The organism is Dyadobacter sp. HNCC25DJ183 (genome assembly GCF_056895175.1).
This window is the reverse complement of record NZ_JBXHAP010000006.1, coordinates 31,989-46,230: the sequence shown is the minus strand read 5'-3', so window position 1 is coordinate 46,230 and position 14,242 is coordinate 31,989. Positions and strand designations below refer to the sequence as shown.

General features: G+C 47.9%; 9 protein-coding genes. 2 read left to right on the top strand and 7 right to left on the bottom strand.

Features of this window, described 5'->3' with window-relative positions:
- Window positions 1-197: 197 nt before the first annotated feature.
- Genes tnpA through AC1XTG_RS15915 form a run of 4 tightly spaced genes read right to left on the bottom strand, consistent with a single transcriptional unit; the run spans window position 198 to window position 3,743 of the window.
- Window positions 198-659 carry an IS200/IS605 family transposase gene (gene tnpA / locus AC1XTG_RS15930; RefSeq protein ID WP_056280808.1) on the bottom strand — a complete coding sequence of 154 codons (462 nt, stop codon included), beginning with the start codon at window positions 657-659 and terminating at the stop codon, window positions 198-200.
- A 29-nt stretch (window positions 660-688) separates the two neighbouring features.
- Window positions 689-2,065 carry a glutamine synthetase family protein gene (locus AC1XTG_RS15925; protein ID WP_056280806.1) on the bottom strand — a complete coding sequence of 459 codons (1,377 nt, stop codon included), beginning with the start codon at window positions 2,063-2,065 and terminating at the stop codon, window positions 689-691.
- A 23-nt stretch (window positions 2,066-2,088) separates the two neighbouring features.
- Window positions 2,089-2,718, bottom strand: coding sequence for a DUF4230 domain-containing protein (locus tag AC1XTG_RS15920; protein ID WP_484842624.1), 630 nt, complete (start codon window positions 2,716-2,718; stop codon window positions 2,089-2,091).
- 11 nt (window positions 2,719-2,729) lie between these two features.
- Window positions 2,730-3,743, bottom strand: a complete 1,014-nt coding sequence (locus tag AC1XTG_RS15915; RefSeq protein ID WP_056280802.1) for a bile acid:sodium symporter family protein — start codon at window positions 3,741-3,743, stop codon at window positions 2,730-2,732.
- A 142-nt stretch (window positions 3,744-3,885) separates the two neighbouring features.
- Here AC1XTG_RS15915 and AC1XTG_RS15910 point away from each other — a divergent pair, with 142 nt between their 5' ends.
- A complete protein-coding gene (locus AC1XTG_RS15910) occupies window positions 3,886-4,701 on the top strand; it encodes a glycoside hydrolase family 16 protein (RefSeq protein WP_056280800.1) in 816 nt (271 codons plus the stop codon).
- On the opposite strand, the gene AC1XTG_RS15905 is transcribed toward AC1XTG_RS15910, so the two are convergent.
- A complete protein-coding gene (locus AC1XTG_RS15905) occupies window positions 4,702-5,868 on the bottom strand; it encodes a PepSY-associated TM helix domain-containing protein (RefSeq protein WP_056280797.1) in 1,167 nt (388 codons plus the stop codon).
- 177 nt (window positions 5,869-6,045) lie between these two features.
- Here AC1XTG_RS15905 and ileS point away from each other — a divergent pair, with 177 nt between their 5' ends.
- Window positions 6,046-9,492 (top strand): isoleucine--tRNA ligase, encoded by a 3,447-nt coding sequence (gene ileS / locus AC1XTG_RS15900; RefSeq protein WP_484842623.1) that lies wholly within the window; start codon window positions 6,046-6,048, stop codon window positions 9,490-9,492.
- A 76-nt stretch (window positions 9,493-9,568) separates the two neighbouring features.
- Here the strand turns inward: ileS and AC1XTG_RS15895 are convergent, their stop codons facing one another.
- Entirely contained in the window at window positions 9,569-11,014 is a 1,446-nt protein-coding gene (locus AC1XTG_RS15895; protein WP_484842622.1) for an efflux transporter outer membrane subunit, read from the bottom strand.
- Between the two features lie 65 nt (window positions 11,015-11,079).
- On the bottom strand, window positions 11,080-14,235 hold the full coding sequence (locus tag AC1XTG_RS15890) for an efflux RND transporter permease subunit (RefSeq protein ID WP_484842621.1): 3,156 nt from the start codon (window positions 14,233-14,235) through the stop codon (window positions 11,080-11,082).
- Between the last annotated feature and the right edge of the window lie 7 nt (window positions 14,236-14,242).

Sequence of the window (14,242 nt, the reverse complement as noted above, 5' to 3'; positions counted from 1 at the left end):
CTCCGCGGGAGCCCAAACATCAACCGGACTACCGTTTTCTATAAACAGGAAGCCCCGCTGGGGCTGAGAATGCACCGGGGAGCATCTTGTTTATTGATAAAAGAACACTTCTGCACCTTTTCATTATCCACGCAACATCGTTTACTCAATTTACGGATCAATTGATTTGCATGTATGCGGAAAACTGAACTTGGTATTCAATCAAAAAATTCAAACAAATACTCGCTCTTAAACGAGATCTGAAACTTTTCTAAAAATGCCTTGTACTCCTCCTGGAAAGGCTTTTCACGATGATGTTCCTCCTGGTTCAAAATATACTTCACTACCGAATCGATATGTGAATGGGAATACGAAAAAACACCAAAGCCTTCCTGCCACGCAAACTTAAACTTTGACCAGCCTTTCGCGTTGATAAACTCGTTGCTCTCTACCTTGATTTCTTTCACAAAGTCAGAGATGGAAATCACTGGCTTGAAACCTACAAAAATATGCACGTGATCAGGCATACAATGCACAGCCAGCATTTTTGCCTTACGACTCTGTACCAGTCCCGTCAGGTATTTGTGCAACTCTTCCTTATGTTCCTGGGGTATTAAGCTCTGCCTGTTTTTAACGCTAAAAACAAAATGCAGGTAAATCTGTGAAAAGGTATCTGCCATTAAATGAAGTGTGTGTTAAATATCGAAAACTATATCTGCTCGAAGTAGCGCTTTCGTTCCCAGTCTGTGACCGAAGTATCGTATGCTCTTTGTTCCGTGCGAAAGAAATGCGTGTAATGTGCCACTACTTCTTGTCCGAAAGCATTTTTGGCAAATTCGCTGTGCTCGAACATATTTACTGCTTCTGCCAAAGTATAGGGTACCCGCGGTAAATGCGCAGCAGCATAAATATCGCCGACAAAACACTCCGGTGGCTCTACCTTGTTTTTGATCCCGGCCAAGCCCGAAGCCAGAGAGGCGGCGAATGCCAGATAAGGATTGCAATCGGCACCCGGAATGCGGCACTCGATACGCAAACTCTTCCCGCTCCCTACCACTCTGAACCCGGCTGTCCGGTTATCATAGCTCCAAGCCAGGCGCGTCGGCGCCCAGGATCCGTCTACAAAACGTTTATATGAATTGATTGTTGGTGCGTAAAATGGCATCACATCCGGTACGTGCTTTATCCAGCCGCCGAGAAACCAGCGGAACAAGTCAGATCCTTTTACCGGGCCAAACTCCTGATCTCCTGCAAATGCATTCTCTCCATCCTGCCACAAACTCATGTGAATATGGCTGCTAGATCCGGCCTGGTCTGTTGCAAATTTGGCCATGAACGTTACCGAAAGCCCCATTGCATCAGCGACTTCCTTCATGCATTGCTTATATACCACGTGGTTGTCGGCCATGGAAAGTACATCCGCATATTTCACATTCAGTTCGTGCTGGCCGAGACCCCACTCTCCTTTGGAGGTTTCCACCGGAATGCCCGAATTTTTAAGGTGCCTTCTTACAACTGAAGTGAATTTTTCATTCCGTGTTCCCTGCAAAATATGATAGTCTTCCAGGTAATACCCCGCTGGCGACAGGTTCTGATAACCCTGCTGAAAAGCTTGTTTATAAGTATTTTCCAACAGATAATATTCGAGCTCGGAAGCCGCGAAACACTGCATTCCGTCTCCTGCGAGCTGGTCCAGCTGTTTTTTGAGAACGGATCTCGGTGCTATTGATTCAGGAATGTGGGACTTTTCATTGTACACGTCACAGATTACCAGCGCAGTTTTTTCCAGCCAGTCGGCGATGCGCAGGGTATTGAAATCGGGTACGAGGTGAAAATCGCCATAACCCAGCTCCCAATTGGCATACTGATAACCCGGCACCGGCTCCATGGCCACGTCTGTGGTAAGCAGGTAATTGCAGGCGTGGGTACCGTCTTCCAGCATGGAGTCCAGGAAATACTCCGCGTCGACGCGCTTTCCCATTAACCGCCCATAATGGTCTGTAAAACCAACTATAACCGTCTCTATCAAGCCCTCACCAATTCTTTTCCTCAGTTCTTCTATTGTAAGAAATCCTCGTTTTTCCATTGAAAAGGGGTTAAGGGAATCAGCTAGCGTAATTTATCAATCTTGACACTCATCGGAAATTTCAATACTACCTTTTTACCCGAAGCCTTTTCAAGAACCGGGGTCAGTATCTTGCGGGCATTTTCTTTGGTTTGTTCCAAAATACCCATATCCTGCGCCGATTTCAGGATCTGTTTTTCGGCTTCCTTATATGCTTCTTCCACCAGCTTTCCCTCTTCACTGAATGCAAATTCGGTATTGTAGATTTTGGACTTGCTATGGTCGATCTTGAAAACACAAAGTTCAGGTTCCGGCATATTGACGACCAGCGTTTCGTCTTCGGAAGAAATATCCGCGATCTCCACCTGCGTCAGGTCTATGCAACCAATTGCCTCCCCCTGCACGATTAATACTGCTTTTGCATTCGGAAGCCAGGTTTTCACTACCTCCCGCTCGACCACATCTTTGAAGTTATACTTCACCAGTTCCAGCTTTCCCATTGCGCTGATCTCCTGCAAAACAATCGTGTGCGTAGTCTCTGTCTGATCTTCCATTCCAAACCCAAACCAGTCAGGTGCCCAATTACCGGAGCGGAAATTGGACCACAACGATTGAATTCCGGCTATCAGCAGGACCAAAACCAACAAACGCACTACCCAGGATAACAATCGCATTGAATTCTGTTTTATCTCGAAACTTCTAACCTGTCCTGATCCTCAGCTTCTTTCGCCATTTTTTGAGCGATAATGCTGGCGGCGATCAGCTGCAATGCATGATAGATCATGATCGGGAGCAGCATAATACCAGCCTGAGGACCCGCAAACAGCACTTTGGACATTACCGCGCCTTGCACCAGCGACTTTTTTGACCCGCAAAAAACAGCAGTAACCCTGTCTTCCCGGTTAAACCTCAGCAGACTACTGATGAATGTCAGCAGGAAATAGATCGCGAAGAACAGCGCCAGCATTCCCATTCCTAAAAATACGATTTCTTTCAATCCAAGCGAACTAAACAGGTGTTCCCCGAAAGATTCGCAAAATGAAGTGTACACGATCAGCAAAATAGAGGACTGGTCGAAATAACGAATGTATGTTTTGTTCTTTTCGGCAAAATGTCCCCATCGTTTGTTAAGCAGGATACCCGCGAATACCGGTAATAATACTTGCAATGCGAGCTTTCCTACTACCGAAAACAGATCAAAATGTCCAGGGCCGGTATCCATTACCATTCCCATCCAGAGCGGGGTGACAAAAACACCGATCAGACTTGAAATACTTGCATTGAAAATTGCCGCGGGAATATTTCCTCTTGCAATGGAAACCATTACCACAGAAGACGAAACCGTAGAAGGCAGGGAAGTAAGAAAGAAGATACCCAGCCAGAGCGTGCGGCTTTCGTCACTTGCGAACAACGGGCGACACGCCAGTGCAACTAATGGAAAAAGGACAAAAGTGGATAAATGCACCATGATATGCAGCCGCCAGTTCGTCAGCCCCTCCCTCAGCTTGTCGGGACTTAACCTGAGTCCGTAAAAAAAGAAAATAATGGAGACTGCATACGTGGAGATATCCGAAAGTGGTACCGGACTATCTTTCATCCCCGGCGCCGGCCAGAGCCAGGCAAGGAATATCATGCTGAGCAATGCGAGCATGAAACCATCTAATCCCGCCTTTTTAGCTGTTGAAAGTATTTTACTCATAGTTGGTTATTCATCTCCGGATTTCTCCGGACTTCCTGCGCTGCCCGCAAAAGAAGGATAAAAGTTGATTAAACAAAATCCCGCTTCTGCTTATTAGATTTACGCCCAAACCAGCAATACTGGTTCCAAACTCAATCCAAATATGAAAAATATACTTCTCAGCGCTATTTTCCTCTTGTTAGCCGCTCCTTGTTTTGCCCAATGGAAGCTGGTTTGGGCCGATGAATTTGACAGTGAAGGCGCGCCAGACGACAAAAACTGGAAAGCGGAAGAAGGGTTTGTGAGAAACCACGAGCTGCAATTCTACCAGGCGCAGAATGCTTATTGTAAAGGCGGTTACCTGATCATTGAGGCCAAAAAAGAACAGGTGAAAAATCCGGCTTACAAGGCAGGAAGCAAGAAATGGAACGAAAGCCGCGAAGTTTCTGAATATACCTCCGCCAGTCTGATTACCCGGGGCAAGCAAAGCTTTCAGTACGGGAGATTTGAAATGCGTGCCAAAATAGACACCAGAGCCGGTTTGTGGCCCGCTTTCTGGACACTCGGAACAACTGGCGAGTGGCCTGACAATGGCGAGATCGATATCATGGAATATTACCGCGGTATGTTGCTGGCAAACATTGCGTGGGGCTCCAAAGAAAGGTACAAGCCCGTTTGGAACTCTGTCAGGAAGCCTGTGAAGGAATTCAATGATCCTGATTGGTCAAACAAATTCCACACCTGGCGAATGGACTGGGACGAAAAATCGATCAAGCTGTATGTTGACGACATATTGCTGGCTTCTCAGGATACCGACCCGAAAATGAACCTCGCCAATAAGCAGGTTTCACCTTTTCATCAGCCGCATTATATTCTGGTCGGAATGGCGATCGGAGGTGACAATGGAGGCGATCCCGCAGGCACAGAGTTCCCTGCCAGGTACGAGATTGACTATGTGCGGGTTTATCAGCAGAAGTAATTACCTGCTTACCAGGTCGGGCTTAATCCTTTTCAGGCTCCGTTTCACAGGTTTCGGAGCCTTATTTCTTCTGCCCCACCAGATCAGAAATCCGGTGACCGGCAGCGATGCACAGATCAGGCTCGCGAAGAACACCAGTATTTTGCCCGGCAGCCCCAAAATGGCGCCTACGTGGATATCGTAGTTCATCCGGCGCAGTGTTTCCCCGAAATTGGCATCTTTATAGTTGCCTGAATAAGGCCCTGTCGCTTTGATTTCTTTCAGGGTATGCTGGTCAAAATAATGGTAATCCACATTATAATAAGTACCCTCGCGGAAATTCACATAAGAGAAAATGGACTCCGACCTCAGGTGCGGAATCGAAATGTTCAGGCTGGAGTATTTGGGATATTGTGCCCGCAGCCTGTTCCAGGCATGGTCCACAGCCTGCACTGGCGCGCCTACCCTGGAAACTGCAAGTGTATCGGAAGCAGGGTTATAGTAAACATCAGAACCTTCGCCACCCGTAGCGGTGTAAACTGCCTGAGAAAACCATTGGAACCCCCAGACCAGCCCGGTCAATGAAAGGATCACGCCGATTGACATAATGTAAAAACCCAGCACATTGTGCAGATCGTAGTTTTTCCGGCGCCAGGCCGCATTCCATTTAACAGAAAACCGTTGCTTTGAAGCCGCCTTGTTTTTGGGCCACCAAAGCACCAGTCCGGTGATCATCATCACGAAAAAGACCAAAGTAGCCGATGCCACAACAGGCTGGCCGATTTTTTCGGGCAGCCACAAATAGTAATGCCCGTGAAGTATAAAGTGGAAAAAGTCACCGTCTTCATTCCAAACCTTCGCTACTTTTCCGGTAAAAGGGTTGAGATAAACGACATAATAATATTCAGGATCCAGATTGTAGAAGCCTACCTGCGCATTTCTTCCAGGAACATCATAAAGCACGCCATTTGCCTTCTTGCCGGGAAGAAACTTTTCGGCCTCAGCCGCCAGCACCGAAGGAGATAGCAGCTTGCCCTGCTTCGGCAAGTCAATAAACATGTAAGGCTGGGTAAAACTCTTGATTTCCTGCTCAAATGCAAGAATGCATCCCGTAACCGAAATCACAAAAACAAGCGCCCCCGAAACAAGGCCCAGGTAAAGGTGAAGTTTGCCTAACAGTTTTTTCATGGAAGCCTGCGATCTTAATTAGACTGAATCAAGATACGAATGTAAGGTTTCATTCCAAATGCAGCATCCTTTTAGCAGAAAAAAAGTAGTAATTTTGCACTCTTAAAATCCGTAGAGGGTTATTATAATGCCATTTACTTGAACAGCCAGGGCCGCGGCCGGACGCTAACAGCTTATATGAAATACAACGAATATAAAAATCTGAGTTATCCGCAAATCGGTGACGAAGTACTGAAATTCTGGAAAGACCGGGAGATCTTCGAAGCGTCTGTAAACACCCGCGAAGGCGCACCTACTTTTACTTTTTTTGAAGGACCGCCTTCCGCGAATGGAACGCCGGGCATTCACCACGTCATGGCGCGGGCGATCAAGGATATTTTTTGCCGGTACAAAACATTGCAGGGATTTCAGGTAAAACGCAAAGGCGGCTGGGATACTCACGGTTTGCCTGTCGAATTACAAGTCGAAAAGGAGCTTGGGATTACCAAAGAAGATATCGGAAAAACGATTTCTGTTGAAGAATATAATGAAAGATGCCGCCAGACGGTCATGAAGTTCACAGATCAATGGAATGATCTGACTGAAAAGATGGGCTACTGGGTGGATCTGGACGATCCTTATATTACCTATAAAAGCGAGTACATCGAGAGCCTCTGGAATTTGCTCAAAAAGCTGTATGACAAAGGCTTGCTTTACAAAGGTTACACCATTCAACCTTATTCACCCGCAGCTGGCACAGGCCTTTCTTCGCATGAGCTGAACATGCCGGGTACTTATAAGGATGTAAAGGATACCACCATTGTGGCGATGTTCAAGGTGAAAGAGGCCGGTAAGTGGCCGGTATTCGCCGACGCGGCTGACCAGGATATCCGGATCCTCGCATGGACCACCACACCCTGGACATTACCAGCGAACTCTGCATTGACTGTGGGCGGTAACATTACCTATGTTTTGGTAAAAACCTTCAATCCATACACCCACGAGCCTGCGACAGTGGTGCTTGCGAAGGATTTGATTGGAAAATATTTCAGCGAAAAAAGTCAGAACGGTGATTTCGAAGGATACGCAGCCAGTGACAAAAAGCAACTTCCGTGGACTATCCTGAAAGAATTCAAAGGAAAAGACCTCGAAGGCATTGAGTACGAACAATTAATGCCGTACATCCAGCCAACCGTCGGCCCAAATGATAAACCAGCATTCCGCGTGATCCTGGGCGATTTTGTGACTACCGAAGATGGTACTGGTGTAGTACATACCTCACCTACTTTCGGTGCTGACGACTTCCGGGTGGCGCAGGCCAATGGAATTCCGGCGATCATGGTAAAGGATGAAAATGGCAAGGAAGTACCTATTGTAGATCGTACAGGCCGTTTTGTTAAAGAAATTACAGATTACGCTGGCCGTTTTGTCAAGCCTGAATATTACTCCGAAGAAGAGCAGAATGATCCTGAGTTCAGGGCTACTGACGTGTTGATCGCGATCAGGCTCAAAGAAGAAGGAAAAGCATTCAAAGTGGAGAAGTACGAGCACCCTTATCCGCATTGCTGGCGGACTGACAAACCCGTGCTCTACTACCCGCTCGATAGCTGGTTCATCCGTACAACGGCATTGAAAGACCGTTTGGTTGAACTCAATAAAACGATCAACTGGAAACCTGAAAGCACCGGTACCGGCCGCTTCGGTAACTGGCTAGAAAACCTGGTTGACTGGAACCTGTCGCGCTCCCGGTACTGGGGTACTCCCCTGCCGATCTGGCGGAACGATTACGGCGATGAAGTGTGTGTGGGATCAGTAGCAGAGTTGAAAGATCTGCTGGAAGAAGCGGCTATTTCAGGCCATTTAACCAAAGAACAAGCGTGGCATAACTCCGAATACCTGCTGAAACTGGAAAACGGCGAGGCTGATTTACACAGACCGTATGTGGACAATGTGGTACTGGTTTCGAAGCAAGGCCACGTCATGCACCGCGAGCCGGATCTGATTGATGTTTGGTTTGATTCAGGCGCGATGCCTTATGCGCAGTGGCATTATCCCTTTGACAATCAGGAGATATTCGACAAGAGCTATCCTGCCGACTTTATCTCAGAAGGTGTGGACCAGACACGCGGCTGGTTCTTTACCCTGCACGCGATTGCTGTAATGCTCTTCGATTCTGTTGCATTCAAGAATGTAGTTTCGACTGGTTTGGTTTTGGACAAAAATGGAAATAAAATGTCCAAGCGCCTCGGAAATGCAGTTGATCCATTCTCGACGCTGGCTCAATATGGTCCTGACGCGACGCGCTGGTACATGATCACCAATGCAGAACCCTGGGATAACCTGAAATTCAATATCGATGGAATTGGCGAAGTACAGCGGAAATTCTTCGGAACGTTGGTCAATACCTACAACTTCTTTGCATTGTACGCCAACCTGGACGGATACGAGTTCCACGAGGCTAATTCTGTTCCGATTGAGAAAAGAACGGAGCTAGACCGCTGGATTTTATCCAAACTGAATACGCTGATCAAAGAAGTAGGCGCGCAGTTTGATGATTATAACCCGACAAAAGCGGGGCGTCTGGTGCAGGATTTTGTAACAGATCAGCTGTCCAACTGGTATATCCGTCTAAACCGTCGCCGCTTCTGGAACCCATCGCAGGAGCAGGGAACGGGACTGACCGACGACAAGCTGGCTGCGTACGAAACTTTGCAGCATTGTTTGGTCACTGTTTCGCAGTTAATGTCACCAATTGCCCCATTCTTCGGAGAATGGTTATACAAAAGCCTGACGGACGGAGACCGCGAACTTGCAGTGCAGCACGATTCTGCTTACAAGTATGATTCAGTTCACCTGACTTACTGGCCAAAAATCGAAGCTGAGTATGTGGATACCGACCTGGAAGAATCAATGGAGCTTGCGCAGCGGATCAGCTCACTGGTGCATTCCATCCGGAAAGGACATAAGCTGAAAGTTCGTCAGCCGCTTTCGAAAATACTGATCCCGGTTTTGAGTGAAAAGACAAAGAGCCAGATTGAGCAGGTATCGGGCATTATCCTCACGGAAGTGAATGTAAAAACCATCGAGTTTGTGCATGACGACAGCGGTATCCTCAAAAAGAAGATCAAGCCAAACTTTAAAACACTTGGTCCCAAATTCGGGCCAAAAATGAAGGAAGTAGCTGCGGCGATTTCGGCGATGAACGAGACAGAGATCAAGACTATCGAGAGCAACTCCGGCATTACGCTACAAGGCGCAAGCGGCCCGCTCGACATTGCATTGACTGACGTTGAAATTATAGCAGAAGATGTGCCGGGCTGGCTGGTAGCGAGCGAAGGCGGCCTCACGGTTGCACTGGATATTACCGTAACCGATGAACTTCGTTTGGAAGGTATCGCGCGGGATTTCGTAAACCGTGTTCAAAACCTGCGCAAAGACAGCGGTTTTGAAGTCACTGACAAGATCCGCATTACATTGCAAAACAACGATGCATTGCTGGCAAGCGCGGTAACTGCTAATAAGGAATACATTTGCCAGGAAGTACAGGCACTCGACCTGAATTTGGTTGGAGACCTGAACGGAGAAGCCAGCGAGATTGAAATGGATGAATTCCTGCTGAAGGTCAAGATTGAAGTTGCTTCGTGAATGTAGTAATAAGATCAGTTTAATACAAAAAGTAAGGCTATCGATGGCAGCATCGATAGCCTTACTTTTTAACCAACTATTCCCAACCGCCGCCTAGCGAGCGGTACAGCTCGATCAATGCAAGAAATTGCTCTTTTTGAACATTGATAAGGTTCAATTCGGCTTCCAGCGCACTTCTTTGCGCTGTGATCACTTCCAGGTAAGATGCATATCCGGTCTGGAAGAGATCTTTTGAAGTGACAATGGATTGTTGCAGCACCTCCACCTCCTGTCGCTTCAGATCACTGATTTTTCTCGTATTCTCTATCTTTTTCAAGCTGGTACTTACTTCCTGAAAACCCGTTAACACCGACTTATTATAAGCCAGCAAGGCTTCCCTGCTCGCAGCTTCTGCCCTTCTTTGTCCGGCTTTCAATGCCTTTCTGTTAACCAGCGGTGCAGCCAGTCCGCCCAAGGCGCTGTAAGCCAGCGAACCCGGGGAGAACAGCAAATTGCTCTTGAATGAACTGAAACCCAGGAATGCGGTAATATTCAGTGAGGGTAAAAAAGCCAGCTGGGCGGCTTGCTGCTCTGAATAGTTGGCGAGCAGGTCGAGTTGTGCCTGCTGAATATCCGGCCTTCTTCTCAGCATTGTAGCAGGGATACCCGCGCTGATCGTTGCAGGAAAAGCCTGATCCAGCGCATTGCCACGCACAATCGGTTGCGGAAAGCGACCGAGCAGCAGGTTCAGATTGTTTTCTTCCTGTATGATCTTCTGCTGCACTTCAAATTCGAGACTTTGTGTATTCAGAAGCTGTGCCGTAAGCTGACGTACCCCCAGCTCATTGGCCCGGCCGGCTTCTTTCTGGATCTTCACCGTTTCCACCGCAGTTTGTTGCAGGTTGATGTTTTTACGGATAATATCCAGCTCGGTATCGAGTGCAACGAGCTCATAGTAGGAGCTCGCGATTTGGGCTATTAAGCCTGTAACAATAGCGTGGCGCGCCTTTTCTGTGGAAAGCAGCCTGTGGTATGCAGCCTTTTTCTGAGCGCGCAATTTACCCCAGATATCAATTTCCCAGGAACTGCGCAGTCCCACAAAGTAGTCAGGCAGGAAAGGCAATGGGATTTTACGGTCTGCATCGATGTTCCCCGAGAAATTGGTATCATAGTTACCGACTCCGTCCATCGTATAATCACCGAACTTCCGCCCGCCGCCCGTCACTTCTGCCGAAACGGAAGGGAGTAATGCACCCTGGGCGATCAGGATATTGGTACGCACCATTTCAATGCGCTGAGATGCCATCTGCAGATCCAGGTTGCCCTGCAATGCAGTATCGATCAATGCGATCAGATGCTGGTCTTTGAAAAAGGATTTCCATTGAATAGCCGCAATGCCGGTAGAATCCGTCTGGTCGGCAAAGTGCTGCGGCGTGCCGATTTTGGCTGCCTGCTCTACGGGTTTGGTGAGCTTGCATCCTGATAATATCAATAGTGTGCTGACTATCAGCAACACGGAATGTAGCCTATGGGAGGTTTTCATTAATATTTTGTAAAATGTATGAAAAGGCAGCCAGCGTAATGCCGGCTGCCGACGTCTGTTTTTCGTTAGCCAAGAACCGGCTCCTCGTGGTCTGAACTTACCTTTTTAGTCTTTTTGGGCTTGACCATGCTTGCAAAGAGCACGTACAATCCGGGGATAATAATGACCCCGAACACCGTACCGATGAGCATACCACCTGCTGCGGCAGTACCAATGGAACGGTTACCGATGGCCCCTGCACCTGATGCTACCACGAGCGGGATCAAACCGGCTACAAATGCAAATGAGGTCATCAGGATGGGACGAAGCCTTTCGGTGGCGCCTTCGAGTACTGCGTCGATCACGGAGCGCCCTTCTTTTTGCCTGATAATCGCGTACTCAACGATCAGAATCGCGTTTTTACCTAGGAGACCGATCAGCATGACGAGCGAAACCTGCGCGTAAATGTTGTTTTCCAATCCCATCAACTTCAAAGCCAGGAATGCACCGAAAACGCCCGTAGGCAATGAAAGTATTACAGGCAATGGAAGCAGGAAGCTTTCGTACTGGGCAGCCAGCAGCAGGTAAACGAAGATCAGACAGATACCGAAAATGTAAATCGCCTGATTCCCGGAAAGGATTTCTTCACGCGTCATACCCGACCAATCGTATGTAAATCCTTTCGGCAGGCTGGTTGCTGCTACTCTTTCCACGGCTTTGATCGCATCGCCGCTACTGTATCCCGGCGCTGCGTCTCCATTGATCATCGCCGAAGTGTACATATTGTAGCGCGTCAGGAGCTCAGGTCCGTAAACTCTTTCCAGGCGGATGAATGTCGAGAACGGTACCATTTCTCCCCGGTTGTTCTTGACGTATAGTTTCAGGATATCTTCCGGACTGCGACGGAAACTTGGATCGGCTTGCACCATCACCTTGTACATTTGACCAAAACGAATGAAGTTGGAGGCATAAAGGCTTCCTATCAGCGTCTGCAGTGTGCTCATCGCCTTATCCACAGACACTCCCTTTTTAGAGGCAATATCTGCATCCACGTGGATCATATATTGAGGAAAGCTTGCATCAAAGCTGCTGAATGCACTGGCGATCTCGGGCGCGGCCATCAAATCCTTCACAAACTGGTTGGTTATCTCAGCTGTTTTTTGAAGGTCGTCGCTTCCCGTACGATCCTGGACCCGCAGCTCAAATCCGCTTGAGTTACCAAAACCGGGAACGGTAGGCGGCGGGAAAAACTGAATGTCTGCATCCGTGATATGCTTTGTTTTCTGCTCCATTTGCGCGATAACCTCCTTAACGGAAGCTGTACGCTGGTCCCAGGGTTTCAGGTTGATCATCGCCATTCCGTAAGACGAACCTGCTGATTCCGTGATCAGACTGTATCCCGAAAGTGAAGACACAGATTCTACGGGTTCAAGCGACTGTGCTACTTTTTGAATTTCATCCAAAACAGCCTCGGTACGCTCCACAGTAGCCGCCACCGGTGTGGTTACATTCACGTTAATCACACCCTGATCTTCTGTCGGGATAAAGCCGGTCGGCAGTATTGTATTGATTCCGTAGGTACCGATGCAAAATGCAAGCAGCAGCCCGATCGTGATCATTCTTCTGCCTACAATTACCGAAAGCAGGTTACGGTACTTGTTTGAAATGCCATTATAACCGTTGTTGAAACCACGGAAGAAGCGGTCAAGAAGCGTGTTCTTCGAAGGCTGACCGTGCGTGTTTTTCAGCATCAATGCACAAAGTGCCGGAGTAAGCGTCAATGCGTTTATACCCGATATCACAATGGAAATAGCCAGCGTAATGGAGAACTGCCGGTAAAATATGCCGACAGGACCTGACATAAATGCAACAGGGACAAACACCGCAGACATTACCAGTGTAATCGCGATGATAGCGCCGCTCATTTCTTTCATGGATTCAATCGTCGCCTCGCGTGCATCCAGATGCTTTTCAGCCATTTTTGCATGCACTGCCTCGACGACGACAATGGCATTATCTACCACAATACCGATTGCCAGTACCAATGCAAACAGCGTCAGCAAATTGATCGAAAACCCGAACAGCTGCATGAAAGCGAAGGTACCTACCAGTGCAACAGGCACTGCCAATGCAGGAATGATAGTCGATCTGAAATCCTGTAAAAACAGGTATACGATGATGATTACGAGGATAAATGCCTCGATCAGTGTGCGTACAACCTCGTGGATAGAAGCGTCGAGGAACCGCGAAACGTCGTACGAAACAAAGTAGTCCATTCCCGGCGGGAAAGTGGTCGTTTTCAGCTCGGCAACCTTGTCTTTAATGTTCTGGATTACCTCCTGCGCATTGGAGCCGGGCCGCTGCTTGATCATAATCGAAGCAGACGGTTTTCCATTGGATTTGGAGGCCATATCATATTCCAGCGTACCAAATTCAATGTCGGCGACATCCTTCAATTTCAGCATCGAACCGTCCGGATTTGACCTCAGTACAATATTCTCGTACTGCTCAGGTTCGAAAAGTTTCCCGGTATATTTTAAAACATACTGTAAAACCTGCTGCTCACGACCCGACGCTACACCGGTTTTCCCGGGAGCGGCAACTACGTTCTGGTCGCGGATCGCCTGTACGACTTCATCGGCAGACACATTGTAGCTGTTCATCCTGTCGGGTTTGAGCCAAACGCGCATCGAATAATCCTTGCTGCCCATAATCTGAGCACGGCCCACACCGTCAATCCTTTTCAGCTCTTTAAGAATGTTTATATCCGCGAAGTTGTACACGAAATCCTCTGCAATGGATGTATCTGAACTCATAATGTCCAGGTACATCAGCATACTGTTCACCTCTTTCTCCGTAGTCACACCGGCCTTGATTACTTCTTCGGGAAGCTCGTCAATAACAGTTTGTACCCGGTTCTGAACGTTTACAGCAGCGAGGTCGGGATCTACTCCCACATTAAATGAAATGGTAATGGTGGTAACACCGTCGTTACCGGATACACTGGTCATGTAAGTCATGCCAGGCACACCGTTGATCGCTTTTTCGAGCGGTACTGCTACTGCATCCACGCAAACCTCGGAGTTAGCACCGGTGTAAGTCGCAGTTACCACCACCGAAGGCGGCACAATATCTGGAAACTGCGAAACAGGGAGGCTTGTAAATGCTAAAAGCCCGAGAAGGGTTATAAAAATGGAGATAACCAGTGACAGCACTGGTCTCTCTATGAATTTTTGAAACATGATTGTT

Coding starts and splice junctions, on each gene's coding strand:
- AC1XTG_RS15895 (WP_484842622.1), bottom strand. CDS start 11,014: ATGAAAACCTCCCATAGGCTACATTCCGTGTTGCTGATAGTCAGCACA.
- AC1XTG_RS15910 (WP_056280800.1), top strand. CDS start 3,886: ATGAAAAATATACTTCTCAGCGCTATTTTCCTCTTGTTAGCCGCTCCT.
- AC1XTG_RS15925 (WP_056280806.1), bottom strand. CDS start 2,065: ATGGAAAAACGAGGATTTCTTACAATAGAAGAACTGAGGAAAAGAATT.
- AC1XTG_RS15920 (WP_484842624.1), bottom strand. CDS start 2,718: ATGCGATTGTTATCCTGGGTAGTGCGTTTGTTGGTTTTGGTCCTGCTG.
- AC1XTG_RS15905 (WP_056280797.1), bottom strand. CDS start 5,868: ATGAAAAAACTGTTAGGCAAACTTCACCTTTACCTGGGCCTTGTTTCG.
- tnpA (WP_056280808.1), bottom strand. CDS start 659: ATGGCAGATACCTTTTCACAGATTTACCTGCATTTTGTTTTTAGCGTT.
- ileS (WP_484842623.1), top strand. CDS start 6,046: ATGAAATACAACGAATATAAAAATCTGAGTTATCCGCAAATCGGTGAC.
- AC1XTG_RS15890 (WP_484842621.1), bottom strand. CDS start 14,235: ATGTTTCAAAAATTCATAGAGAGACCAGTGCTGTCACTGGTTATCTCC.
- AC1XTG_RS15915 (WP_056280802.1), bottom strand. CDS start 3,743: ATGAGTAAAATACTTTCAACAGCTAAAAAGGCGGGATTAGATGGTTTC.